At 66.5% G+C, this 25,093-nt stretch carries 26 protein-coding genes; 7 read left to right on the top strand and 19 right to left on the bottom strand.

Features of this window, described 5'->3' with window-relative positions; genetic code table 11:
• Positions 1–5 precede the first annotated feature (5 nt).
• The 12 genes from mraZ to AC1DN9_RS25025 all read right to left on the bottom strand — a co-directional run bounded on the left by mraZ (position 6) and on the right by AC1DN9_RS25025 (position 11,829).
• Positions 6–434: a division/cell wall cluster transcriptional repressor MraZ gene (gene mraZ / locus AC1DN9_RS25080; RefSeq protein WP_478104550.1), complete on the bottom strand. Its 429-nt coding sequence runs from the start codon at positions 432–434 to the stop codon at positions 6–8.
• A gap of 503 nt (positions 435–937) precedes the next feature.
• Entirely contained in the window at positions 938–2,263 is a 1,326-nt protein-coding gene (gene hslU, locus AC1DN9_RS25075) for an ATP-dependent protease ATPase subunit HslU (protein ID WP_478104524.1), read from the bottom strand.
• A gap of 18 nt (positions 2,264–2,281) precedes the next feature.
• A complete protein-coding gene (gene hslV / locus AC1DN9_RS25070; RefSeq protein WP_478104522.1) occupies positions 2,282–2,827 on the bottom strand; it encodes an ATP-dependent protease subunit HslV in 546 nt (181 codons plus the stop codon).
• A gap of 59 nt (positions 2,828–2,886) precedes the next feature.
• Positions 2,887–4,434, bottom strand: coding sequence for an STAS domain-containing protein (locus tag AC1DN9_RS25065; protein ID WP_478104521.1), 1,548 nt, complete (start codon positions 4,432–4,434; stop codon positions 2,887–2,889).
• A 32-nt stretch (positions 4,435–4,466) separates the two neighbouring features.
• Complete coding sequence (gene dksA, locus AC1DN9_RS25060) at positions 4,467–5,300, bottom strand: RNA polymerase-binding protein DksA (RefSeq protein WP_478104549.1); 834 nt, start codon at positions 5,298–5,300, stop codon at positions 4,467–4,469.
• Between the two features lie 335 nt (positions 5,301–5,635).
• The gene (locus AC1DN9_RS25055) at positions 5,636–6,682 is read right to left on the bottom strand and encodes a CobW family GTP-binding protein (protein WP_478104520.1); all 1,047 of its coding nucleotides are present in this window, start codon (positions 6,680–6,682) and stop codon (positions 5,636–5,638) included.
• Positions 6,683–6,784: 102 nt separating this feature from the next.
• Positions 6,785–7,987: a class I SAM-dependent rRNA methyltransferase gene (locus AC1DN9_RS25050; protein ID WP_478104519.1), complete on the bottom strand. Its 1,203-nt coding sequence runs from the start codon at positions 7,985–7,987 to the stop codon at positions 6,785–6,787.
• A complete protein-coding gene (locus AC1DN9_RS25045) occupies positions 7,984–8,958 on the bottom strand; it encodes a tyrosine recombinase XerC (RefSeq protein ID WP_478104548.1) in 975 nt (324 codons plus the stop codon). Before AC1DN9_RS25045 ends, AC1DN9_RS25050 begins: the two co-directional genes overlap by 4 nt.
• A 13-nt stretch (positions 8,959–8,971) precedes the next feature.
• Positions 8,972–9,589 carry a YdcF family protein gene (locus AC1DN9_RS25040; RefSeq protein ID WP_478104517.1) on the bottom strand — a complete coding sequence of 206 codons (618 nt, stop codon included), beginning with the start codon at positions 9,587–9,589 and terminating at the stop codon, positions 8,972–8,974.
• Complete coding sequence (locus AC1DN9_RS25035) at positions 9,586–10,275, bottom strand: DUF484 family protein (protein ID WP_478104516.1); 690 nt, start codon at positions 10,273–10,275, stop codon at positions 9,586–9,588. Before AC1DN9_RS25035 ends, AC1DN9_RS25040 begins: the two co-directional genes overlap by 4 nt.
• Positions 10,272–11,147 carry a diaminopimelate epimerase gene (gene dapF, locus AC1DN9_RS25030; protein WP_478104515.1) on the bottom strand — a complete coding sequence of 292 codons (876 nt, stop codon included), beginning with the start codon at positions 11,145–11,147 and terminating at the stop codon, positions 10,272–10,274. The genes AC1DN9_RS25035 and dapF overlap by 4 nt, the downstream gene beginning before the upstream one ends.
• A 43-nt stretch (positions 11,148–11,190) precedes the next feature.
• Positions 11,191–11,829, bottom strand: coding sequence for a DsbA family protein (locus AC1DN9_RS25025; protein WP_478104513.1), 639 nt, complete (start codon positions 11,827–11,829; stop codon positions 11,191–11,193).
• Positions 11,830–11,850: 21 nt separating this feature from the next.
• Between AC1DN9_RS25025 and AC1DN9_RS25020 the strand changes: the two genes are divergently transcribed.
• Positions 11,851–13,428 (top strand): SidA/IucD/PvdA family monooxygenase, encoded by a 1,578-nt coding sequence (locus AC1DN9_RS25020; RefSeq protein WP_478104512.1) that lies wholly within the window; start codon positions 11,851–11,853, stop codon positions 13,426–13,428.
• 1 nt (position 13,429) lies between these two features.
• On the opposite strand, the gene AC1DN9_RS25015 is transcribed toward AC1DN9_RS25020, so the two are convergent.
• Together AC1DN9_RS25015 and AC1DN9_RS25010 are read right to left on the bottom strand one after the other, a co-directional pair.
• Positions 13,430–14,329 carry a ketopantoate reductase family protein gene (locus AC1DN9_RS25015; protein ID WP_478104511.1) on the bottom strand — a complete coding sequence of 300 codons (900 nt, stop codon included), beginning with the start codon at positions 14,327–14,329 and terminating at the stop codon, positions 13,430–13,432.
• A gap of 13 nt (positions 14,330–14,342) precedes the next feature.
• Positions 14,343–14,717: a DUF427 domain-containing protein gene (locus AC1DN9_RS25010; protein WP_478104510.1), complete on the bottom strand. Its 375-nt coding sequence runs from the start codon at positions 14,715–14,717 to the stop codon at positions 14,343–14,345.
• Between the two features lie 263 nt (positions 14,718–14,980).
• Here AC1DN9_RS25010 and aqpZ point away from each other — a divergent pair, with 263 nt between their 5' ends.
• Complete coding sequence (gene aqpZ, locus AC1DN9_RS25005) at positions 14,981–15,709, top strand: aquaporin Z (RefSeq protein WP_478104508.1); 729 nt, start codon at positions 14,981–14,983, stop codon at positions 15,707–15,709.
• Positions 15,710–15,716: 7 nt separating this feature from the next.
• On the opposite strand, the gene AC1DN9_RS25000 is transcribed toward aqpZ, so the two are convergent.
• From AC1DN9_RS25000 to AC1DN9_RS24980, 5 genes are read right to left on the bottom strand one after another with little or no spacing between them, the layout of a single operon-like run.
• The gene (locus AC1DN9_RS25000) at positions 15,717–16,217 is read right to left on the bottom strand and encodes a nucleoside deaminase (protein WP_478104507.1); all 501 of its coding nucleotides are present in this window, start codon (positions 16,215–16,217) and stop codon (positions 15,717–15,719) included.
• Positions 16,218–16,237: 20 nt separating this feature from the next.
• Entirely contained in the window at positions 16,238–17,512 is a 1,275-nt protein-coding gene (locus AC1DN9_RS24995) for a cyanate transporter (protein ID WP_478104505.1), read from the bottom strand.
• Positions 17,509–18,720 (bottom strand): amidohydrolase family protein, encoded by a 1,212-nt coding sequence (locus AC1DN9_RS24990; protein ID WP_478104503.1) that lies wholly within the window; start codon positions 18,718–18,720, stop codon positions 17,509–17,511. Before AC1DN9_RS24990 ends, AC1DN9_RS24995 begins: the two co-directional genes overlap by 4 nt.
• A 33-nt stretch (positions 18,721–18,753) precedes the next feature.
• Positions 18,754–20,229 (bottom strand): sodium:solute symporter family protein, encoded by a 1,476-nt coding sequence (locus tag AC1DN9_RS24985; RefSeq protein ID WP_478104501.1) that lies wholly within the window; start codon positions 20,227–20,229, stop codon positions 18,754–18,756.
• Entirely contained in the window at positions 20,226–20,441 is a 216-nt protein-coding gene (locus AC1DN9_RS24980) for a DUF3311 domain-containing protein (RefSeq protein ID WP_478104500.1), read from the bottom strand. Before AC1DN9_RS24980 ends, AC1DN9_RS24985 begins: the two co-directional genes overlap by 4 nt.
• A gap of 267 nt (positions 20,442–20,708) precedes the next feature.
• On the opposite strand from AC1DN9_RS24980, the gene AC1DN9_RS24975 reads away from it, so the two are divergent.
• The 5 genes from AC1DN9_RS24975 to AC1DN9_RS24955 all read left to right on the top strand — a co-directional run bounded on the left by AC1DN9_RS24975 (position 20,709) and on the right by AC1DN9_RS24955 (position 25,013).
• The gene (locus tag AC1DN9_RS24975; RefSeq protein ID WP_478104498.1) at positions 20,709–21,320 is read left to right on the top strand and encodes an ATP-binding protein; all 612 of its coding nucleotides are present in this window, start codon (positions 20,709–20,711) and stop codon (positions 21,318–21,320) included.
• An 81-nt stretch (positions 21,321–21,401) separates the two neighbouring features.
• Positions 21,402–22,325, top strand: a complete 924-nt coding sequence (locus tag AC1DN9_RS24970; protein ID WP_478104496.1) for a dioxygenase family protein — start codon at positions 21,402–21,404, stop codon at positions 22,323–22,325.
• 68 nt (positions 22,326–22,393) lie between these two features.
• The gene (locus tag AC1DN9_RS24965) at positions 22,394–23,986 is read left to right on the top strand and encodes an ATP-binding protein (RefSeq protein WP_478104494.1); all 1,593 of its coding nucleotides are present in this window, start codon (positions 22,394–22,396) and stop codon (positions 23,984–23,986) included.
• Complete coding sequence (locus AC1DN9_RS24960; protein ID WP_478104493.1) at positions 23,983–24,666, top strand: response regulator; 684 nt, start codon at positions 23,983–23,985, stop codon at positions 24,664–24,666. Before AC1DN9_RS24965 ends, AC1DN9_RS24960 begins: the two co-directional genes overlap by 4 nt.
• 86 nt (positions 24,667–24,752) lie before the next feature.
• Complete coding sequence (locus AC1DN9_RS24955; protein ID WP_478104492.1) at positions 24,753–25,013, top strand: hypothetical protein; 261 nt, start codon at positions 24,753–24,755, stop codon at positions 25,011–25,013.
• Positions 25,014–25,093 lie beyond the last annotated feature (80 nt).

Here is a 25,093-nt window from a genome sequence, read left to right as displayed (position 1 = left end):
GGGCCTCAGAACGAGAAGTCCTGGAACACATCGGGCATCTGGCCCTGGGTGGCTTCGGCCTCCTTGGCTTCGTAAGTGGCCTTGTCCCAGAGTTCGAAATGATTGCCCATGCCGAGCAACAGGGCGTCGCGCGTGATGCCGGCTGCGGCGCGCAACTCAGGCGACACGAGCACGCGGCCGGTGCCATCCATCTCGACGTCCATGGCGTTGCCAAGGAAGACACGCTTCCACCACTGGGCCGACATCGGGAGGGCGGCGATGCGCTCGCGGAACTTCTCCCACTCGGGACGCGGGAACACCATGAGGCAGCCGTGCGGGTGCTTGGTGATCGTGAGTTGGCCGGCCGCCGTCGCGCTCAGGACGTCACGATGCCGGGTCGGCACGGAGAGCCGCCCCTTGGCATCCAGACTGAGCGATGAAGCGCCTTGAAACACGACCACGAAACCCCGGTTGCGGAGTCCGCCACGCACCTGAACGCGACATACCCCGACACTTTTTCCCACTTAACTGCACTTTTTTGCACTGTAGCAGGAAACGCCTACCTCGCAACCGGAGGTTGGCGGTATTTTTTGTAATGGAATCAACAACTTAGCGGTGTTTTTGCAACCGCGAAAAGACCGAATCCCGTTGCAAATGAAGCACTTAGCTCACGCACTGAATGAATCACATTAGCTCGCCCCCAGGTTGCCCCGCACTTCGTGTCGGGGCGCCCACCCCCTACCGGGGGCGCCGCCCATGGCCCGGCCAAGCCGGTTCCATGGCGGCCCCGAACAGGCGCGCTGCGCGCAGCCGGCGTGACGGACCCGCCGAAGGCCCTGGCCGGCGCAGCCAGGCCCGTTCGGGAAACACCGTGGAACCGGCTTGGCCGGGCCACTGGTGTTGCCCCCGGTAGGGGGTGGGCGCCCCGACACGAAGTGCGGGGCAACCTGGGGGCGAGCTACAAAATGAATCGGGAGAGGTCTTCGTCGTGACTAAGTACAGCAAGGCGCGCGTCCACGTAGGCCGCATCGATATGCACGGTCTGGCCTCCCAGCTTGGCGGCACCGAAGCTGACTTCGTCGAGCAGACGCTCCATCACGGTCGATAGCCGGCGGGCGCCGATGTTCTCGGTGCGCTCGTTGACGTCGAAGGCGATGCTCGCAAGCCGCGTGATGCCATCGGCGGTGAATTCGAGGGTCACGCCTTCGGTGGCGAGCAGCGCCTGGTACTGCTTGACCAGCGATGCCTGCGTCTGCGTCAGGATGCTCTCGAAGTCCGACACCGACAGCGACTGCAACTCGACCCGGATCGGAAACCGCCCCTGCAGTTCGGGGATCAGGTCGCTCGGCTTGCTCAGATGGAAGGCACCACTCGCGATGAACAGGATGTGATCGGTGCGCACCACGCCGTACTTGGTGCTCACGGCCGTACCTTCGACCAGCGGCAGCAGGTCGCGCTGCACGCCCTGCCGCGAGACGTCGGCGCCCTGCGCCTCGGTGCGGGTCGCCACCTTGTCGATTTCGTCGATGAAGACAATGCCGTTCTGCTCCGCATTCTGGATCGCCTGGCTGCGGATCTCGTCCTCGTTGACCAGTTTGGCGGCCTCCTCATCGATCAGCAGGCGCATCGCCTCGGCGATCTTGAGCTTGCGCGTCTTGCGCTTGCCCTGCCCTAGCTGGCCGAACATGCCGCGCAACTGCTCGGTCATTTCCTCCATGCCGGCAGGGCCCATGATTTCGAGCGGCGTGCGGAAGTCGGCAAGGTCGATCTCGATCTCCTTGTCGTCGAGTTCGTGCTGGCGAAGCTTCTTGCGGAAGGCCTGGCGCGTCGCGCTGCCGGTGTCGGAAGCGGCGCCGCCATCGGGCAGGCGGGCCGGGGGCAGCAGCACGTCGAGGATGCGCTCCTCGGCAGCGTCTTCCGCACGCATGCGGACCTTGGCGCTTTCGGCTTCGCGCGTCTGCTTGACCGCCATTTCAGCCAGGTCGCGCACGATCGAGTCCACGTCCTTGCCGACGTAGCCCACCTCGGTGAACTTGGTCGCCTCGACCTTGATGAAGGGTGCATCGGCCAAGCGTGCGAGACGGCGGGCGATCTCGGTCTTGCCGACGCCCGTGGGGCCAATCATGAGGATGTTCTTGGGCGTGATTTCGGCACGCAGCTTTTCCTCGACCTGCTGTCGGCGCCAACGGTTGCGCAGCGCGATCGCCACGGCGCGCTTGGCATCGGGCTGGCCGACGATGTGGTTGTCGAGTTCGGAAACGATTTCCTGAGGGGTCATTGGCATGGAATCACTCGATCGGTGTCACAGGGTCTCGACCGTGTGGTGCATGTTGGTGTAGATGCAGAGCTCGCCGGCGATCTCGAGCGCCTTCTTGACGATCTGTTCGGCGGTCAGATCGGTGTGGTCGACCAGCGCCTTGGCGGCAGCCTGTGCATAGGCACCGCCGGAGCCGATCGCGATGATGCCGTTCTCGGGCTCCAGAACGTCGCCGTTGCCGGTGATGATCAGCGAGGTCGTTGCGTCCGCCACGGCCAGCATGGCCTCCAGGCGGCGCAGGACGCGATCGGTGCGCCAGTCCTTGGTGAGTTCGATGGCGGCGCGTGCCAGGTGGCCCTGGTGCTTCTCGAGCTTGGCCTCGAAGCGCTCGAACAGGGTGAAGGCGTCAGCCGTCGCTCCGGCAAAGCCGGCAAGCACCTTGCCGTGGTACAGCCGGCGCACTTTGCGCGCGCTGCCCTTGATGACGATGTTGCCCAGCGTGACCTGCCCGTCACCGCCGATGGCAACCTGGTCGCCACCAGCGCTCTTGCGACGCACGCTGATGATGGTGGTTCCGTGAAATTGTTCCATGGGGCATTATCCCGCCCCGAGGCTTGCCCCTTCAGAGGGCAGCCTACCGTCCTCAGGGGTCAATCCCTTGTCTTGACGGTCGCGTGGTCGGCAATGCCGACGACGCCGAAGAAGGCGGCGATGAGGCGGTGCGCATCCACGAACTGCACGTTGTCGCCACGCGCGTGGCGGCCGGTGACCCAGTTCAGAAGGGCGCCGGCGGCGGTGAAATCGACCCGAACCAGGGCCGCACAGGAAACGCTCGGTGCCGTTGCGCTGGCCAGTTCGTCGTCCAGCCGCTGCCAGGTCGAGAGCGATTCGCCGACCAGGTCGCCCGCCAGCACGCCACCGGCAGCCGGCTCCGGAGCGCGCTCCGTCTCCTCCGACATCATGCTGAAAGACGGTTTGGCGATCTTGGGTGTGTCGAGCGTGGCGTAGTCCCCTTTGGGATCTTCCCAGGGCGGCGGCGACACCTCGTAGGTGATGCAGTAGTTGAGCGCAAGCAATTCGAACTCATCGGCCCGGTGCATCACCCGCAGTGCCGCCATGTGCAGTTGCCACCAGACGGCATCGACGTTCCGGTCGTTGGCCGGCGTCGCCTCAGCAAGGACGAGAAGCAGCTGATCGGCGCCGGTAAACCGCAACTGGACAGCCGAGTCCGCCCAATGGTTGAACAGGGCGCGCAGCGGCCCTGCCGCCTCGGCCTCGATGGCGCCCAGCGCGCTCCAGTCGAGCTTCCAGGACGGCCCGGCAGCAGCCAGCGCCCGCGTGAGAGCGATCAGTCCTTCGCGTGAGAGGCGTGCAGGGCTCGACCAGTCGGCACTGCCGCCAGCAGCCCCGACCGGCTTGGCAGCCGTCGATGCACGCACCGTGTTCGCCAGCGCCCGAAGTGACATCCACTCGGGCGCCGAGCGCTTCATGCGCTGGGCGTAGCGCGTGCTGGTGGCCACATACTTCTCGGCGTCGCCGGTCGCCTGATAGAAGTCCAGCAGCGTTCGCCAGATGTCGTCCTGGCCGCCGGTCGGACTGTCCGGCGCGAGTGCCTGCAGCAGGATGGCCTCAGCCCCGGCGTCATCGCCGTGGGCGAAGCGGATCGCGGCTTCCTCGATGCAACCGTCGTGTCCCTGCGCCTGGGCGGGAGCGGCCTGTCCGGGGACCTCGCCCTGCGGCACGCCGGGCACGGTATCGGCGTAGGCCCGCGCATGCTGCTCGGCCATGGGCGCAGCCTCGCCGGGCGCGCCTTCGGGCTTTGGCTCGGTCTGATTGCCGCGGGCCTTCCACCACTGCTGCGACATCTGCTCTTCGATCTCGTCGATCTTCTTGAGCGTGAGTGCCCTGCCTTCGGTCTTGCCGGAGGTGCTGCTGACATTGAAGGAGGATGGCGTCCCGGCAGCGTCGCCGCCTCCGGCCGCTTCCCGCTGCCGGAGCTTGCGGAGCATGTCGAACTCACGGCGGCGCACGAAGTCGTTGCGCTGCCGCCGCTCGATCATTTCCTTGAGCATTTCACGGCTGTAGCCGTTTTCAAGATTGGACGAGTCCTCGGCGTCGAGCTCGGACCAATCCTTCAGCGGATTGCGCACGAACTTCGCAACCTTGGACAGCAGGCGACCGGTTTCTTCCTTGGCCATGCGCTTCGTCTCCCCTTCGGCTCCCGTCGTGATCAGTCGCCGAACATTTTCTGCTTGAGCTCGCGGCGCTGCTGAGCTTCGAGCGACAGCGTGGCCGTCGGGCGGGCCAGCAGACGGCCGACACCGATCGGTTCACCGGTCTCGTCGCAGTACCCATAGTCGCCGGCATCGATGCGCTGGATCGACTGCTCGATCTTCTTCAGCAGCTTGCGTTCGCGGTCGCGGGTGCGCAGTTCGAGCGCGTGTTCTTCCTCGATGGTGGCGCGATCGGCCGGGTCCGGCACGACCACGGTGTCCTCGCGCAGATGCTCGGTCGTCTCGCCGGCGTTTTCAAGGATGCCGCGCTTGAGTTCCTGCAGCTTCAGGCGGAAGAACGCCATCTGCTTTTCGTTCATGTATTCCGAGTCCGGCATCGCGATGACTTCGGCGTCGGTCAGCTCTTCGGCCGATTTGGCCTTCCAGTTGTTGGCGAGCTTGGGATCTTTCTTGATCGCGACGGGCGGCGGCGGAACCAGCGGGTTCGACGAGATCTGCACGAAGCTGGATTTCGCCGCGGTGGAGGCCACCGTCTGGGGCATGGACGGCACGGTCAGCTGCGACAGCCGCGAGACGCGCCCGCCACGTGCGGGTGCAGGCGTGGTGGTCGTGGCGGTTGCTTGGGATGTCACCGTGGCGGTAGAAGTATCGGAGGCGGCAGCCGTTTTTTTCATGGGAGTCGGTGGTGCAGGTGGCGCGGTGTGAGGGCCGGCCGGTTTGGATGACGAGACGCCCGCGCTCACTACCTTGGCCTTGCTTGTGGCGTGGGCCTCGGATGGCGCTACGGACTGGGCGGGCTTTGCGGCGGAAACCTTCTTCGCTGCGGGCACAGCCTGCTTGGCAACCGCCGTCTTCTTGACGGCCGGCTTCGATGCTGGCTTGGCTTTGGCGACAGGTTTCTTCACAGTGACTGGCTCCTTCGACGAACTCGAACGCACATTCTCAGTGGTGTCTCCCCCGTGGAAACCACGGGCGCTCGCCATTGGCGAACCCAGGGGTTATACCCCCGAAAACGGCCCGAAAACGCGTGCAGTCCTATGCCGGATGTCACACATCGCCCTTAAAGAAGGACGGGGTCTCCCCGGAACAGGCGCGCGATTGTATAGAGAACTGGGAACGGGCGGGGGAAACCGCCCCCGCGATGACGAATGGCTCGGCGCGGGCCTCAGACCAGGCACTGGTCGAGACCCTGTTCCAGGATCTCGCGCGGCAGGTCGATGCCGATGAACACCATGCGGCTGTTGCGTTTTTCGTCGGGGCCCCAGGCCGGACCGAGGTCGCTGCCCATGAGCTGGTGCACGCCCTGGAAGATCACCTTGCGCTCGGTGCCCTGCATGTGCAACACACCCTTGTAGCGCAGCATCCGGGGACCGTAGATATTGACGATGGCGCCGAGGAAGTCCTCCAGGCGAGCCGGGTCGAAGGGGCGATCGGCGCGGTAGACGAAGCTCTTCACGTCGTCGTCATGGTGATGATGATGGCCGTGGCCTTCGTGCGCGTGCGAGGGATGGTCGCAGTCCTCGCCATGCGCATGGTCATGGTCATGGTCGTCTTCCTCCTTGAGGAAGTCCGGATCGATATCCAGCTTGGCGTTGAGGTTGAAGCCTCGAAGATCGAACACGTCCTTCAGCGGCACTTCGCCGAAATGCACCTTCTGCTGCGGCGCGCGCGGGTTCATGTGCTTGAGGCGATGGATCAGCGCCTCGGTCTCTTCCGCGGCGACGAGGTCGCTCTTGCTGATGAAGATCTGGTCCGCGAACCCCACTTGGCGGCGCGCTTCCTGCCGGTCGTTGAGTTGCTGCGGTGCATGCTTGGCATCCACCAGGGTCAGGATGGAGTCGAGCAGGTAGCTCTCGGCGATTTCGTCGTCCATGAAGAAGGTCTGCGCCACGGGGCCCGGATCGGCCAGGCCGGTGGTCTCGATGACGACGCGATCGAAGTCCAGCAGGCCCTTGCGCTTCTTGGCCGCCAGCAGTTGCAAGGCTTCGCGCAGGTCCTCCCGGATCGTGCAACAGATGCAACCGTTATTCATCTGGACGATCTGCTCCTTCGACTCGGTGACCAGGATGTCGTTGTCGATGTTCTCCTCGCCGAACTCGTTCTCGATCACGGCGATCTTCTGGCCGTGTGCTTCGTTCAGGATGCGCTTGAGCAACGTGGTCTTGCCGGCGCCGAGGAAGCCGGTGAGGATGGTGGCGGGAATGAGGGCCATGGAGTTGCTCCGGAGATCAGGAATCGGGGGGAATCAGGGGAATCGGGGAAAGGCGGAAAGTTTAGCGACGGCCGGCCGGCCATGCGCCGGCAAGGTCAACCGCTATTTGCGCACCACCACCAGGCCTTTCAAGTATTCCCCCTCGGGGAACTCGATGGTCATGGGATGGTCGGGCGCCGCGCCCAGGCGTTCCGTGATGTAGCCGTCAACCCCGGCATCGATGCCGGCGGAGGCCACGATCTTGTGGAACAGGTCGGCACCGATGCCGCCCGAGCATGAAAAAGTCAGGAGGTGGCCACCCGGCGCCAGCAACTTGAACGCCTGGCGGTTGAGATCCTTGTAAGCCCGCGCGGCGCGCTCGGCGTGGGCGACGGTCGGCGCGAATTTCGGCGGGTCGAGCACGATGGCGTCGAAGGTTCGCCCCTCATCGACGAATCGCCGCAGGGAGGCATTGACGTCGGCGTCAAGGAACTGCGCGTGAGCGTCCTCGAAGCCGTTGATCGCGAGGTGCGCCCGTGCCCGCTCCAGTGCGGGCAGCGAAGAGTCGATGGAGGTCAACTCCGCGCCCTCGACCGCGCCGGCCGCTTTCAGGCCGGCGAGCGCCGCGACGGTGAAGCCTCCCGTGTAGCAGAAGCAGTTGAGCACGCGGCGAAAGCGGCGCTGCGCCGCCAGTTCCGCGAATCGCTTGCGGCTGTCGCGCTGGTCCAGGTAGAAGCCGGTCTTGTGGCCGGTCGCGACGTCGAGACCGAGGCGCCACTCGTGTTCGCGGATGCTGATCTCGGTGGCTCCGTTGCCGCGCAGCCAGCCCGTGACCGGCTTGAGCCCCTCGCGCTCCCGGCCGCTCGCGTCGGAACGCTCGTAGAGCTTCTGGAGACCGGTAGCCGCGAGCAGCGCGTCGGCAAGCACCGCCTTCCAGCGCTCGACGCCGGCCGACAGGAATTGCGCCACCAGCGTGTCGCCGTAGCGGTCGACGATCAGGCCCGGCAAGCCGTCCGCCTCACCGTGGATCAACCGCACGCCGTCGCTCTGGAGATCGAACAGACTGCGCGCCTCGACCGCCGTCGCCACGCGCGCCGAAAAGAATGCCGCATCGATGCGCTGCTTTTCGTCGAAGCTCCATGCGCGGGCGCGAATCTTCGAATGCGGACTGAACGCGGCCCAGCCGAGGAACTTGCCTTCGTCCGACTCGATGCGCACGGTTTCGCCCGCGTCGCCGCCGCCCTTGGCGATGGCGGATTCGAACACCCAGGGATGTCGCCGCAACAGCGAGCGCTCCTTGCCGGGCCGGAGTCTGAGAATCTTCATGGCTTCCTGCCCTTGTTCTGACGGCGGGGCTCTTCGCGCGCCTGCGCCCGGGGATGCGCCGCATCGTAGGCCTTGGCGAGATGCTGGAAATCCAGCCGCGTGTAGACCTGCGTGGTCGAGATATTGGCGTGCCCCAGCAATTCCTGCACGGCGCGCAGGTCGCTGCTGGATTGCAGCACGTGGCTCGCGAACGAGTGCCGCAGCATATGGGGATGCACCGGCGTTGCCAGGCCGGCCTTGAGGCTGCGCTGGCGCAATTGCTTCCACACCGAATGCGCCGAGAAACGCAGGCCGTTGCGGCCGATGAAGAGCGCCGCCGCGCTTTCCGGGTCGCGCACCCGCGCTGCTTCGAGCGCCGGGCAGTCTTCGCGCACTGCAAGCCATGCCTGCATGGCTTCGGCTGCCTTGCTGCCCACCGGCACCAGGCGCCGCTTGCTGCCCTTGCCCAGCACGTTGGCTTCGGCGGCGTCGAGGTCTATCCAGCCGCGCGCCGTGCCGCTCGCCCGCGCATCCAGGCCGGTCAACTCGCTGACGCGAAGGCCGCAGCCGTAGAGCAGTTCGACGATCGCCCGGTCGCGTGCCTCGGCCCAGGGGTCGGCTTCCGCGTCGTGGAGTTCGGCGAGCTGCACCGCGTCATCGACGGCGAGGGCCTTCGGCAGAGGCCGGTCAGACTTGGGCGCGTGAACATCCTGGACCGGGTTCGCGCCCACCAAGCCCTCATTGCCGAGCCAGCGATAGAAACTCCGCCAGCAGGAAAGGACCAACGCAATGCCGCGCGACTCGCGGCCTGCCCCGTGCAGTTGCGCCATCCAGCGACGCACGTGCGCTGTCTGGACCTTGTCGAGCGCGAGTCCCGCCGTTTCGGCCTTTTCGACCAGCGTCTTCAGGTGGATGGCATAGAGCTCCACTGTGCGCGCCGCCAGCCGACGTTCGACCCGCACATGCTCGAGATATTTCTCGATCAGGGTCATGCGCAGTGTGTCGTCAGAAGAGGTAGCCACGGCCAGCATTGTTCACGATGGCCAGAGGTTCGCGCAAAGCGCCCTTGAAGACCATGCCCCAACGCTGCCAACAGGAAGTCGAAGCTGCCGCATATTGCACGTCGAAGAGCTGATCGAACCCGCCGGCCCGGGCGAGTCGCTCGGCGCGCCACAGATGGTACGGCTCGGTCACGATGATCACGCTCTTCACGCCGGCCGCCTGCAGGACGCTGCGCGACATCGAAAGGTTTTCCCTGGTGGACGACGAGACCGGCTCCAGCAGCAAGGGCCCGCTGTAACCAGCAGCCCGCGCGTGTCGCTCCATGACTTCGGCCTCGACGCGGCCGTCTTCCCAATCCACGCCGCCGCTCAGCAGAAGACGCTGAACACGGCCCGCCTCGGCAAGGGCGATACCGGCATCGACGCGGCCGGTCAGACATGGGTTGGGCTTGCCGTCGCGGTAGGCGCGATTGCCCAGGATCAACGCCGCATCGGCCGCACGTTGCGGCGGATGGTCCAGCACCCAGCGGGCGTGCCGCCACACCATGACGGTGATCGCCAGGTACCCGAGCAACAGGATCAGCAGCGCGCCCCACAGCCCGCGCCGCAGCGCGCGATTCAAGGCCGCAGCCGCGACAGCGCGGCCGAGGCGAGCTCGGCGATGCGATCCAGGAAGTCCGTGCCCATGTCCGGGTTGTAGCGTTGCGCGTCAGGCGACGCGAGCAGCAGCAGGCCGAAGGCCGGCGCCTCGGGCTCCGGACGCAACGGGATCAGGGCGATCGACACGGCGGCATGCGGCTCGGCCAGCCAGCCGGACACCTCGAAACCGGAGTTCAGGCCGCAATAGGGCGCCGTCAGCGAGGTCGCAAGCGCCTTCACGTCGTCGCTCACCCACTGCGCGTAGGGCTCGTTCAGATAGGCGCTGTCGCAATCCCAGATCTTGATGGCGGTCTGGGGCACCAGGAAGAGGCCCTCCAGCTCCGAGGCGATCTGCGTGGGCAGTTGGCGCGGGTCGCGCGTGGTCAGCAGGCCGCGGGTCCAGCGCTGAAGACGGTCGGCGGTCACCATGTTCTCGGTGCCATGCCGCACCATGTCCATCACGCGATGCTCCAGCGCCTTGATCTTCTCGCGCAGCATCTCTGCCTGCCGCTCCTGCAGGCTCACGGCGCGGTTGCCGTGCGGGCTGGTGAGCTGAACCTGGCTCAGCAATTGCGCATGGCGCTCGAAGAAATCCGGCGTGTTCGCCAGGTAGTTGGCAATGTCGTCTTCGGTGATCGGATTCATGGAAGTTTGGTTGAAATGATTCATGGCTGGTCCGGCACCTCGATTTCGCCTTCGAACACCGTGACGGCCGGGCCGGTCATCAGCACCGGCGCGCCGTCGCCGGCCCATTGGATGGTGAGCAGGCCCCCGCGCGTCTCGACATCGACGCGCGAATCGAGCAGGCCGAGCCGAATGCCCGCGACCACGGCGGCACAGGCGCCGGTGCCGCAGGCGAGCGTTTCGCCGGCACCGCGCTCGAAGACACGCAGGCGCACATGCGAGCGGTCGACCACTTGCATGAAGCCAGCGTTGACGCGCTGCGGAAAGCGCGGATGGTGTTCGATCAGCGGGCCCTGCTTGTGGACCGGCGCGGTATCGACGTTGTCGACGATCTGCACCGCATGCGGATTGCCCATCGACAGCACCGCCACCGACACGATGGCGCTCTCGGCGTGCGTGCCGAGCGCCAGATGCCATTTCTGCCACCCGCCTTCATGGAGCGGATCGAGCCCGGCGGTGTCGAAGGGCACGAGCGCAGGCTCGAAGACGGGTGCGCCCATGTCGACCGTCACGCGACCGTCGGCGCCCATGCGCGGCTCGATCACGCCGGAGAGTGTCTGCACGCGCACGCTGTCCTTGGGTGTCAGACCGTGTTCGCGCACGAAGCGCATGAAGCAGCGCGCGCCATTGCCGCATTGCTCGACCTCACCACCGTCGGCGTTGTGGATCACGTATTGGAAATCGATGCCTTCGCCCGGCGACGGCCGCACCGAGAGGATCTGGTCGGCGCCGACGCCGAAGTGGCGGTCGGCCAGGAAGCGGTACTGCTCCGTCCTCAAGCCGAGCGGGCTATGGGTTTCGTCCAGCACGACGAAGTCGTTGCCGGCTCCTTGCATCTTGGTGAAACGAATTCGCATCGGGGGATTATCTGCTGCCCCAGGTCGGAAGCTCCGTGAGTCACTAGCCAACGGGACGCGAGGCCCGCAGCCGATCCAGCGCGCGGTCCAGAAACACCAGCCGATCCTGCCCCCAGAAGCGTTCCTCGTCGAGGATGTACGTGGGCGCGCCGAACACGCCTCTTTCAACCGCTTCGGCGCTGTTCGCGCGATAAGTCGCCTGCGTCTCCGGCGTCTGCTCCAGCGCCTGGAGCGCCGCGCCGTCGTAGCCGTTCTCGTCGGCGACCGCGATGCGCACCGCCGCATCGGCCGTGTTGCGCTCTTCCGCCCAAAGCGCGCGCAACAGCGCGTGTGAAAGCGGCTGGGCATCGAGCCCCTGCAATTGCGCGGCAATCACCATCCAGCCCGGATACTTGTTCCAGTTCGGATCGCTCGCCTGCCCCTTGGGGTAGTGCGCGGGCTCCAGGTTGAGCGGCATGCCCAGGTGCTCCCGCCAGCGCGCGAGTTCCAGCGCGTGGTAGGTGCGGCGCGGTTCGGGCCGGGTCTTGAGCGGAATGCCGCCAGTCTGCGGAACCACGGCCTGGAAGTCGTAAGGCTTGAGCGTGAGGCGCACATGGTGGCGGCGCACGATGTCCTGAAGTTGGGGGCCTCCGAAGTAGGCCCAGGGCGAAGAGAGGCTGTAGTAGCAGTCGAGCGAGATCATGTTCTGGATTATCTTCAGGCAATGGCATCCGACGACCCAATTTCCGACGCACGCCCCGACGCCCTGCCGCCGGTGCCGCTGCAGTTCATCGCCAGTCCGCGAAACACGGCTGCGCTCGACCGCCTCGCGGCGCAGGCGCGTGCCGACCTCGAACGCATCAACGTGCCGCCGCCGGCATGGGTGCTGCCGGCCGCATCGTCCACCGCCGAGGCGCCGGTTCTCGACGTCCTGATCGCCGGCGCCGGCATGTGCGGGCAAACGGCCGCCTACGCGCTGCGCCGCGAAGGCGTGACCCACATCCGGGTGATCGACCGCGCCGAGCGCGGCGAGGAAGGCCCGTGGGGCACCTACGCGCGCATGCTCACGCTGCGCAGCCCCAAGCACGTCGGCGGCCCCGAGCTCGGCGTGCCTTCACTCAGCTTTCGCGCATGGTACGAAGCGCAGCACGGTGAAGGCAGCGCGATGTCCGACCAGGGCACGCCCGGCTGGCAGGCGCTGCACAAGATCGGCCGTGTCGACTGGCGCGACTACCTGCTCTGGGTGCGCGACACGGTCGGCCTTCCGGTGGAAAACGGCGTGTCGCTGCGATCCGTCTCGCACACGCAGGACGGGCGGGTGCTGCAAATCGAACTCGAAGACGCCCATGGCCGGCGCGAATCCGTGCGTACGCGCCAATTGGTCCTGGCGCTGGGACGCGACGGCAGCGGCGCGCCGCGCTGGCCCGCGTTTCCTTCGTTACGGCGCGACGATCCGTTTGCGGCCGGGCGCGTATTCCATTCCGCCGACACGATCGACTTCGCGGCCCTTGAAGGGCGACGCATCGGCGTGCTCGGTGCCGGCGCCTCTGCCTTCGACAACGCTGCATGCGCGCTCGAAGCCGGCGCGGCGAACGTCACGCTGTTCGCGCGCCGCGCGCAACTTCCGCAGGTCAACAAGAGCAAGGCCGCGTCCAGCCACGGCTTCCTGCGCGGCTTCGAAGGACTGGACGACGCGCGCAAGTGGCGCGTCTATACCTACATCTTCGACGAACAGGTTCCACCGCCCTGGGAAACCGTGCGCCGTTGCGACGTGCACGACGCCTTCGAACTGCGCCTGGGAACGCCCTGGGATGATGTCGCGCCTGACGAAGACGGCGTGACGATCACCATGCCGAACGGGGGCCTGGAGCGCTTCGACGCGGTGATTTTCGGCACCGGCTTCGACGTCGACCTGCTCGACCGGCCGGAGATCGCCGCCTACACGTCGCAGATCGACACCTGGGCGAGCCACGTTTCGGCGACGGAAGCCGAACATCATCCGGAGCCGGCGCGCTTTCCGTACCTGGGCGCCGGCTTCGAACTGCGCAGCGCCGATCCGGCCGACCCACAGGCCGACGCATTGGCGCGCATGCGTCTCTTCAACTGGGGCGCGACCATGAGCCATGGCGCACTGGCCGGCGACATCCCCGGCCTCGCGATCGGCGCCACGCGGCTCGCGCAGGCGATCGCGCGCGACCTCTTCGTGGAAGACGCCGATCGGCACTGGGAGCGCCTGCAGGCGCACGATGAGCCGGAACTGATCGCGACCCGGTGGTACGTGCCGGGCTCGTCGGACGAATAAGTCAGCCCGGCGCCGAACGGCTTTCGATCAGCTTGACCAGCGCATGCAGCACGCGATTGACCGGCGTCGGCACGCCGAGCAATTCACCCTTGCGCATCACATAGCCGTTGAGATGGTCGATCTCGCTGCGCTTGCCGCGCGCCAAATCCTGCGCGGTGGATGAATACTGCGTCGGCATGGTCTGGACGAGCCCCGCGACGGTCTGCCAGGCATCGCCGGGAAGCGCCACGCCGCTGGCATGCGCCACGGCAATGCATTCCTGCACCACGTCGCGCATCACGCTCTCCACGCCCACGCCCTGCACCACACGGCCATAGGGCAGCTGGGCGATGGCGGACAAGGCGTTGTAGGCGCAGTTCAGGATCAGCTTCATCCACAGCGCGCCGATCACGTTGTCGGAGACCTGCGTCGGCACGCCCGCCTTCTCGAACATCGCTGCGACCTCATTGCTGGTTCTTGAAGGCGCAATGACCAGTTCGCCGCGACCGTGGTGCTTGAGATGGCCGGGCCCCGCCATTTCGGTCGCAACGTAGACGACCGCGGGCGCCACCTCCTGCGGCAGCACCGCCTGGAGCCGCTCGGCGTTGTCGACGCCGTTCTGCAGCGTGAGCACGAACGCAGCGGGCATGAGGTGCGGCTTCAATTCAGCGGCAGCGCTCTCCGTGTCAGTGGACTTGACGCAGAACAACACCAGGTCCGCGCCTTCCACGGCGGCGACGTCCGTGCTGGCATCGATCGGCACATGGGCCTTGAACGTCCGTGTGTCGAGAAGCAACCCGTCGCGACGAATCGCTTCCACATGCTGCGCTCGGCCGATCAGCGTCACCGAATGTCCGGCACGCGCGAGCATGCCCCCGTAGTAGCAGCCGACCGCGCCGGCGCCCATCACTGCAATCTTCATGGCGGGTGTCTGCCTACGCTTGCTCGATCGAATCGACGCGATCCGGATAGAAGGCCAGATGGTCCTTGATCTGCGCAACCGCAGCGTAGGGCGCCTCGTAGGTCCACACGGCATTGACGGCACGCTCGCCGCCCGCGGGGATGCTGTAGTACGCGCAGTCGCCCTTGAACGGGCAGTACGTCGCATGGTCCGTGCGCGCCAGCAGGGACATGTCGACATCCTTGCGCGGAATGTATTGAACCGCCGGATACGACGCCTCGCGCAGCGACAACGCGTGCGTCGTATCGGCGATCACGCGGCCGGCGGCCTTCACGACGACGCGTTTGGGATTCGCCTCAATGGTGATCGGGTGATCGGGTCCGGGGACTTTGATCGGCTTGGCTGTCATGGCTTCTGTCCTCAATCAATCGTGAAATTTGCGCGAGAACCGCTCTTCTTTTCGACGAGATCGGCACCGCGCGCTGTTTATATTTTGAGCCCGGCTCGCGTACGACGCAGGCCGTCTTGAAATCAGAGAGGAATCAAAACGAAACACGCTTCAAGCGGTGGGCAACGCCTGCCCGTCTCATCTCGGCACACGCCAAGGCCAATGCATGCATGGCCACTGCGGCGATGGTCGCCATCTTTCCCCTTCTTCCATTGAAAGCTCTCATGCACAACAACAACTTCAAAGTCTGGTCCGCTGAATTCCTCGGCACGTTCTGGCTCACCTTCGGCGGCTGCGGCAGCGCAGTGCTCGCCGCCGCATTTCCCGAACTGGGCATCGGCTTTCTCGGCGTGTCGCTCGCATTCGGGCTCACGGTGGTCACCGGCGCCTATGCATTCGGTCCGATCTCCGGCGGCCACTTCAATCCCGCGGTCTCGCTCGGCCTGGTGGCGGCGGGCCGCATGCCGGCCAACAAGCTCGCCGGCTACATGATTTCGCAAGTGGCGGGCGCATGCGTTGCTGCGGCCATCCTGTACGTCATCGCCTCCGGCAAGCCCGGCGCGGAGCTCGGTGGTTTTGCGGCCAACGGTTTCGGTGAACACTCACCGGGGCAATACGGCATGAACGCCGCATTGCTCTGCGAGGTGGTGATGACGGCCGTCTTCCTGATCGTGATCCTCTGCGCGACCGCGAAACGCGCCGCCAACAGCTTTGCGGGGCTGGCGATCGGGCTTTGCCTCACGCTCATCCACCTGGTTTCGATTCCCGTGACCAATACGTCGGTCAATCCGGCGCGCAGCACCGGGCCGGCATTGTTCGCGCCGGCATGGGCGATGGATCAGCTCTGGATGTTCTGGGTTGCGCCGCTGGTCGGTGCCGTGCTGGGTGCGCTGATCTACAGGGTGGCACTCGCCGACGAGCAACCGAAGGTGCCTGCAACGCAGACCGCCTGAGGCTGTCTCAGGACTTGCCGGGCCGGCGGCCGTCGGCCCACGCCTCCAGCACGGCCACGGCTTCGCAGTCCAGCCGTTGCTCGGAAGGCGTGGCGCGCCCCGCCGGAGGCGCGCCGGCCTCCGCTCGGAGGTCTTCCACGTCGATCGGATGCCGCGCCGCGGTTGGCACACCGGCAAAGGCTTCGGCCGATTGCGCCAGCGAAGCCGCGTAGTAGAGCTTCCCGATGCCCGCAATCCGCATGGCGGCAACGCACAAGGCACAAGGTTCACAAGACGTGTACAGGTCGCAGCCGCTCAGATCCACGCTCTTCAGATTGCGACAGGCATCGCGGATGGCCTCCACCTCGCCGTGCGAGGTCGGGTCGAAATGAGCGACCGAATGATTGAAGCCCTCGCCCACCACCACGCCGTCTCGCACGACGACCGCGCCGAAGGGCTCGGTTCCGGGCGTGCGCAGCGCTTTGGACGACAAGTCGATGGCGCGCTGCATGAACTGTTCCTGATACATCGTCGTTCCTTTTTCTCGATTCACTTGGCTGCAGCCGAAGCCGGCTGATGTATGGCTGCGCCCCCCGAAGGTCGGCGCGCATCGAAGAGCCCGGCCGTCACTCGCGCGTAACGCCGTGGATCAAAGAACCAGGTCAGCGGCAGCAGAAGCACGACGATGGCCCCCAGATAGATCCACGCCGATCCGAAGCCGCCGCTGGACTCGCGCACCCAGCCTGTCACGAAAGGCGCCAGCGCCGCGATCATGAAGCCGAAGCCCTGCATGAAGGCAGCCAGGGTGCCTGCTTGCCTGGGATCGGGCAAATGGTCGAGCGCCAGCACCATGCACAGCGCGAAGGCGCCGCCCAGCCCGAAGCCAAGCAGCGCGACGACGCCCGAGGCGGGTGCGTTGAGCCACAGGCCCGCGAAGCCGGCCAGCTGGGCCAGCAACATGGCAGCGAGCCAGGGCCGCAGATCGCGGCGACCACGCGCCAGCGCAGGCATCACCAGCGCGGCGATCAATTGCGCCACGGTCATCCATGCCAACGCCGCGCCTGCGCGTTCCGTGCTCCAGCCTTGCTGCGCGTAGAAATGCGGCAGCCAGGCGACGAGGCTGCTGTAGCCGCCGTTGATCAGACCGAAGTACGCCGCCAGCAACCAGGCGCGGCGATTTCCGAAGCATTGGAGCCAGCGCGCATCCTTGTGCCGGCCTCTCGGACGGGCAGCCTCAGCCGGCGTCACGAGAAACCACACCAGCCATGCGAGCGCAGCCGGCAGCGCCCATGCCGCGAGCCCCGCTTGCCAATCGTTGGCGACACGCGCGATCCAGGGACTGCCCACGGCGCCGAGCCCGCCACCCCCCATGAGCGCTGCGGAATACAAACCCATCGCCCATCCCACGCGCGTCGGCCAGGTGCGCTTGATGACGGCAGGCATCAGCGCCTGGACCAGTCCGACGCCGATGCCCGCGAGTGCCGCACTGGCGAGCAACGGGAGCGCCGCGTCGGCGACAAATCGGCTCGCACAGGCCACGGCGATGGTCGCCAACCCCAGCAGAATGCCCGCCCGATCACCCAGGCGCTGCCCCACCGCGACGCCGAGCAAGGACATCGGCCCCATCGCCAGCATCGGCAGCACGGTGAGCATCGCGGCCCAATGAAAACCCAGCCCCGTGGCGGCGCGGATGGCTTCGAGCAGCGGACTCGTCGATGTCAGGAACGCACGCAGATTGAGCGCCACCAGCACGATCGCAAGCGCGAAACCAAATCCGCTTTCGCTTGCGCCCGCTTCTTGCCGGCCCTTTCCGGCCCGGGTCACGCGGACACCACACCCGGCAGCAGTTCGCCGTTGCGCGCGGCGATGCGACCGCCCGCCACGACGAGCCGCCGCGGCGGCCGCGACACGACCGCTTGCGCGACGGTCTGCGCATCGATGAGCACCAGGTCAGCACGGCTGCCGGGTACCAGTCCATACGCTTCGAAGCCACAGCCCCGCGCACCGGCGTGCGTGACGCAGTCGAGCGCGATGTCGAGTTCATCGTCGCGGCGCAGGTTGTAGCGCAGACCGATGAGCATGGCGCGCTCCAGCATGTCCGGATTGCCGTAGGGCGACCACGTGTCGCGGATGCCGTCGTTGCCGCCGAGCATCGTCACGCCGGCCTGCCGGCAGGCCATGAGCGGCGGCACGATGCGCGATGGCGGCGCGCTGGTGATCAGCACCACGTCGAGCTTCGCCATGCGTGCGAGCAACACGTCGCGCTCGCGTTCGGGCAGCTCACCGAGGCAGAAGCCATGGCTGATCGCTACCTTGCCCTGCATGCCGAGCGCGGCCGTGCGCTCCAGGATCAGTTCGAGCGAGAAGGCACCCATCGCGCCCGGCTCGTGCAGATGGATGTCGATCGGGCAGGCATGGCGTTCGGCGATGCCGAAGAGCGTGTCGAGCGAACGCACCGGATCGGCATCGATCGCACAGGGGTCGAGGCCGCCCAGCACATCGGCGCCTTCGGCCATCGCACGGTCGAGCAATTCCGCCGTGCCGGGTCGCTGCAGGAGCCCCGACTGCGGAAAGGCCACGATCTGGATCTGCTGCAGCGCCTGCATCGCGCCGCGCGTGCGAACCACGCCTTCGAGATGGCGCAGGCCGGCCTGCGTGTCGATATCGACATGCGTGCGCAGCCGCGTGGTGCCGAGCGCGAGAAAGGCCTTGGCGAGTGCGAGCGACTGCCGCGCCGCGTCATGACCACTCGCCGCGCGGAAGGCGCGCTCGTTGTCGATCTTGTCGACGAGTCGGGTGCCCACTTCGTTGCGATACCAGTCCATGCCCCACATCGTCTTGTCGAGGTGCGTGTGGCCCTCGACAAGTCCGGGCATCAGCAAAGCGCCCCCACCCTCTTCCACCGCGCAGCCGTCTTCCATCGGCAGCGCCGCACCGATGGCGGCGAGCCTGTCACCGTGCACCAGCACGTCGACCGGGGCGGCCCCCAGCGGGCGCACGTTGCGGATGAGAAGGGAGGAAGACTGGGGCATGGAAAGCTCGATCCGAAGAAAAAGTGGCGAGGGTCAGGCCGGGACAACCGCAGCATCGCGCGCCACCGGACGCCGGCCGAGCAGCGTGACGAGCGTGAACACCAGCGTGTTGGTCGCCAGAGCCACGAGCCCGATGTTCATCGATTTGAAGCCCGCCGGCGCGTTCGGGAACATCTGGCCGATGCTGGTGTTCGCGATCATCACGTAGCCCAGGACGGCGCCGCCCGAGAGGATGCCGGCGAAGGCGGCCTGCTTGTTGCCGAAGGACCGCTTCGGCAGGCTGAACAGAAGCGACGGCAGCAACTGCGTGAGCAGGCTGGACGCGAAGATCGCGATCGACACAATGGTCGTGCCGCCGCGCAGCACGAAGTACACCGCCACCAGCGCGAACAGAGGCAGCACGGCGCGAGCGACCCTCGACACCTGCTGGTCGGTCGCACGCGGCGAGAAGCCTTCCTTGTAGATGTTCTTGCCGATCACGGTGGATGCGGTCAGCAGGATCATCGAGCCGGGCACCAGCGCGGTGAGCACGCCGGTGCCGCCGATGATGCCGACAAACCATGGGTCGAATGTCGCCTTGGCAAGTCCGAACAACGCCAGGTCGATCTCAGCGCCCTTGAGTCCCGGCACCTTCAGGATGGCCGCGAAACCCACCAGGAAAAGGAAGGCGATGACGATCTGGTAGAGCGGCATCAGGATCGTGTTGCGGCGCACCGCGCTCGCGCTCTTCGCCGCATAGACCGAGGTCAGGTTGAAGGGATACAGGTAGTAGCCCAGCGCCGTGAGCAGAATCGTGGAGTTGTACCAGGTGAGGGTCAGGCCCTCTTTCGGGAACTCGAAGAAGGTCGGGTTCGACGCGTGGATGGCGGTGAACATCGGCGCGACGCCACCGTAGTAGTGCCAGGGCAGGTAGACGCCGAGGAAGATCGCCAGCGCGAGGATCAGGATGTCCTTCACGATCGCGATGCTGGCCGAACCGTGGATGCCCGAGAACAGGATGTAGACCACCATCACCGCGGTGCCGATCCAGATCGAGACCTGCGGGGCGATCGTGCCGTACGAGGCCTCCGAGACGATGATGCCCAGCCCGCGCAACTGGATGGTGAGCAACGCCACCATGCCCATCAACGCCACGATGGAAACCAGCACGCCGAGCGCGCGGCTGTCGTACTTGCTCGCGAAGAAGTCGGAGAACGACACCAGCTTGTGCGCCGTCGCATAGCGCCAGATGGCCGGCAGCATCCAGAACGCGATCAAGTACGCGAGGCCGCCGTAGGCCAGGATGTAGAAGGCCGGCGCACCCTTGCTGTAGGACCATCCGCTCGCACCCAGGAAGGTGAAGGTGGAGAACGATTCGCCCGCCATCAGCAGGAACACCATGATGGCGCCGAGGCCGCGTCCGCCCAGCGCCCATTGCTCGAGGCTCATCTTGCGGCCACGGCGCGCCAGCACCGCCAGCGCGAGCGCACCGACGACGAAGAGGGCAATGATCAGCAGTGCGGCGTTCATCGTGCGTCTCCTGCTGCTGCGTCGGGCGCGTCGAGGTCGCCCTCGCTATGGTCAATGACGACCATGATCAGCGAGGTCAGGACCAGCCAGGACACGTTCCACACCATGAGGAAGGGCATCCCGAGGACGAAGGTGGGGGCGAAGGCGGACAGCCATCCGCCGCTGAAAAAGGCAATCACCGGCAGCAAGGCCAGCCATTTGACGGGGTTCACTTGAGGCCTCGCTCTCTGTGAGGGTTGGATTATATGGTTGACTAAACAAAACATGTTTGGTTAACCAAAACTAAATGGTATGGGTGACGATCTGCGGCGTCAATCTCGCGTTAATACCTAGACGCCGGGTCCGACAGGGGCTGCGCGAATCCGCATTGCGCCTCGATTGAGGAGAGATCTTGAAGGCCCGTCACGCGGCCCGGGAGCTGTTGCGCGCAGCGCGGCGGCGGGGGTTAATGCGGTCCATCGCAACCCACACCGCATCGAATGAACCCAGCGCAACTCGGCATCGCCGTCTTTGTCAGCCTCCTGCTTTTCGTGTTATGGCGCATCCTCCAGCAGCGGACTGATGCCGTTCGACGGCCGCCTCGCCCCGTCTTGAAGCCGCACACGGCGGGGCCGCGCAACCAGGCCGACATCCGGCAGTTGCTCAGCCAGATGTCGGAATCCCTGCGTGCCCGCCTGCAAGCCGCCGGAATGGCGCTGGAACTCAGGCTTCCCGCCGATCCCCTGCCCGTCCTCCTCGATCGTTCGGGCATGCAGGAGGTGTTCGGGCAGATCGTCGACCTGGCGTGCCGCGCCATGCACGCCGGCAGCACGCTGCGTGTGCTCGGCCGCATCGAGGGCACGCACGCGGTCGTCAATTTCATGGACACGACACCCGACACCAGCGAGCCGCGACTGGCGCGCTGCTTCGACGCGGCCTCCGCCGGCGTTGCGCGACAGCGCGAAGACACCGACGCCGTAGCAAGCGTGGCGCTCTGCACGCAGATCGTGGCCGAGCACCGCGGTCGCCTCTACGCCGCCCCCTCGCCGCTGGGTGGCCTCGGCATCACCCTGCGGTTGCCGCTGCAGGGCGCCATCGCCAACGTGTATTGACAAAACGGGGACTCCACGTTTTCTCCCAGATCGCCACGCAAAGTCGGCGCTTCGCGCGATTGGCGCTGGAGAGAAATGAACATGGCAAAGACCCATCCCCGGATCGGCCGGCCCGACGTCGCGCGGCGCCACGCGCTGGGCGCCATCGGCTCGCTCGGACTCTGCGCCTTGGCCGGTTGTGGCGGCGGCGGCAGCGGAAGCACGACCTCGTCCGGCGCATCGACGCTGTCGCCGATCCTGGCGACCGGTTCCTCATCGGCGGCGACGACGGCCACGGGCACGACCGCCACCACAGGCAGCGCTGCCACGTCCACGACATCCTCCACATCCGCAAGCACCAGCGGTTCCGGCAATTCGGGCAGTTGCCAGGTCGTGCCTGAAGAGACGGCGGGCCCGTACCCCGCCGACGGCTCCAACGCGAGCAACGCCACTTACAACGTGCTTGCGCTGGACGGCATCGTCCGCTCGGACATCCGCGCCAACATCGGCAGCACGATACAAGTGGCTGGCGCGCCGTTGACGATCACGATCACGCTCACCAACACGACGAGCAGCTGCGCGCCGCTCGCGGGCTACGCCATCTACCTGTGGCATTGCACCCGCGAGGGCACCTACTCCGTCTACACCACGCAAAGCCTGACCGACAATCACCTGCGGGGCGTGCAGGAGACGGACGCGAACGGACGCGTGAGTTTCACCACCGTCGTGCCGGGCTGCTATTCGGGACGCATGCCGCACATGCACCTGGAGATCTATCCGAACCTCTCGACGGCGAAATCGGCGAGCGGCAAGGTCAAGACGACGCAGCTGGCCTTTCCGACCGAGACCCTGCGCGCCATCTACACCGGCACCGCCGGCTATTCGCAAAGCGTGGTCAACCTGAACGCGATCAGTTTCGCCACCGACAACGTCTTCAGCGACGGCACCGCGCTGGAGATGGTGAACTTCAGCGGCGACGCCACGAGCGGCTACAGCGCCGAGATCGCGATCTCGATCGCGGCCTGATCCGGTTGCCGCTTGCGCCGCACGTGCCGCGGCATCCCGCAAAATGCGGCACGCCCGTCCATCGCCCCATGCCCCGTCTGACGCTCTTCCGAAAGATCTTCCTCGCGCTGGCCGTGCTCCTTCTGGCGTTGCTGCTGATCTTTGCGGCCTTCTCGCGCCTCGGCTTGCAGCGCGGACTCGGCCCCTACGTTGCAGAGATCGAGATCCGGCGCATGGACTGGCTCGCCGATCTGTTGAAGAAGCGCCATGCGGCGCACGGCAACTGGGATGACCTGCGCGGTGACGAGGGCGCCTGGCATCGGCTGCAGATGGGCATCTTCGCGCCGCCGCCCGAGCGCGCCTCGGAGATCGGGGGACCGCCCCCCGATGGCGCCTTGCGGCGCGTGCCCCCCTGGCCGCCGCAAGATTTCCGCCCACCGCCGTGGGAGACAGGGCCACCACCCAATGAATCTCCCGGTCCGCCGCCACTGCCGCCCGACCTGCTGCCTCCGCGACGAACTGCATCGTCGCAGCCGGGATCGCGCGACGATCCGCGGAGCAATCCGGATTCGGTCTATCGCCGCCTGGGATTGGTCGACGCCAAGGGTGACTGGGTCGCCGGCGCGAAGGTCGATCCTGAGTCCGCCGCACGCCTTCCATTGCGCGACGGCGAGCACCTGATCGGCACGCTGCTGCTGGCGCCGCTGGAGGGACTGGCGAACGACGCCGACCGCGCATTCGTCGCGCAGCAATCCAGCTTCGTCGTCTGGACCGGCGTCGCGGGCCTCGCCATCGCGCTGCTTCTTTCCTGGCTGCTCGCGCGCCGCTGGTTTGCACCCATCGATGCGTTGACGCAAGGCGCACAACGCATTGCGCAAGGCCGCCTGGATGCGCGCGTGCCGGTGCACGGAAGCGATGAACTTGCGCTGCTGGGCCGCACCTTCAACGACATGGCAGAGAGGCTGGACGGCATCGAGTCGTCGCGCCGCGCCTGGCTCGCCGATGTTGCGCACGAACTGCGTACGCCGCTGGCGGCGATGCGCGCCGAAATCGAGGCCCTGCAGGACGGCGTGCGCAACTTCGACGACAAGACCGCCCTTCGGCTGCACCGGCAGGTGATGCGGCTGGGCCAACTGGTCGACGACCTGCGCAGCAGCATGCGCGAGCAGGACGGAGCCTCGCCGCTCCTGGTCCCGGTGTTTCCGCTGGCCCTGTTGAAAGAAGCTCTCGCGCTGACGCGGGAGCGCTTCGCGCAACGCCGCATCTCGCTGGATGCGACCGAGATCGATGCACTCGCCGCCCAGCGCCAGCCGCAAGCACGCGGCGATACGCGCGGCCTGCATCAGGCCTTCATCAACCTGCTCGAAAACACCCTGTCGTACACCGACGCCGGCGGTCGCCTGCGCATCGGGGCACGGATTGAGAGCGGCAACGAGACGGAACGCCTCGTTCTTCACTTCGACGACAGCCCGCCCGGCGTTTCGCCCGACGAACTGCCTCACCTGTTCGAACGGCTGTTCCGCGGCGAGGCATCGCGCAGCCGGGCACTCGGTGGCTCCGGTCTGGGGCTGGCCATCTGCCGCGTCACCTTCGAAGCGCATGGAGGTTCGATCGACGCAGCGCCGTCGCCGCTCGGCGGCTTGCGGATCATCGTGACCTTGCCATTGGAGAATGCCGCATGACGCGCATCCTGGTCGTCGAGGACGAAGACGACATCGCTTCGGTCCTCGTGGACTATCTGCGGCACGCGGGCTATGAGCCGGAGCGCGTCGCCGATGGCGAGAGCGCACTGGCGCGAATGGTCGCCGATCCGGCGCCCGATCTCACCCTGCTCGATGTGATGCTGCCGCGGCTCGACGGCATGGCCGTTCTGAAGCAGGCGCGGCTGCACACGACGCGCCCGGTCATCATGCTCACGGCCCGCATCGAGGAAGTCGATCGCCTCCTCGGCCTCGAACTCGGCGCGGACGACTATGTGTGCAAGCCTTTCTCGCCGCGCGAAGTCGTCGCGCGGGTCGCTGCGGTACTTCGTCGCAGCACGGCAAACACGGTATCGCCCCCACCCCCGCGACGCCTCCAGTTGGAAGACACCCAATGGCGCGCCACGCTGGACGGCACCCCGCTCGCCCTCACCCGCCTCGAATTCCGCCTTCTCCAGGCGCTGTCGCGACAACCGGGCCGGATCTTCTCGCGCGCGCAGTTGCTGGACCTCGCCTACGACGACACGGCCGACGTGACCGAACGGGCCGTCGACAGCCACGTCAAGAACCTTCGCCGCAAGATGGCCGCCGCCGGGCCGGGGCACGACTGGATTCGTTCCGTCTACGGCGTCGGCTTCGCGTTCGAGGAACCCGCCGACTGAGCGCCGCGCGGGTATCCCGCCCTCCCACATTCCTCCGAAGTTGCGCGCGACCATGACCGCCTCCCGCAACGACAAGGAAACCGACAATGATCCGAACCCGGGGATGGGGCCTGCTTGCCCTCGCCGCGATTCTTCAGGGCTGCATGATGCCGCCGCCACCGCCACCGCCTCCTCCTCGCCCTCACGGCGGCCGGCCGTTGCCGCCCGAGTTCATGCAGGCTTGCGAAGGCCAGGCGGAGGGTGCCGCGCTGCAGATCCCCGGCCGCCACGGCGAAGCGCTGCAGGGGACGTGCCAGCGCACCCCCGACGGACGGCTGGCCTTCATGCCGGGTCACCCGCCACGCTGAACGCCGCCGCCAGACACGCCAGCGCCACGGTTAACATTTCCGGTGACGGTCGGCCTCCGCCGACGCCACCCACCGGATCT

The organism is Variovorax sp. 05L425 (genome assembly GCF_056397705.1).
The sequence above is the reverse complement of the archived record's forward strand: the minus strand, read 5'-3'. Positions and strand labels throughout refer to the sequence as shown.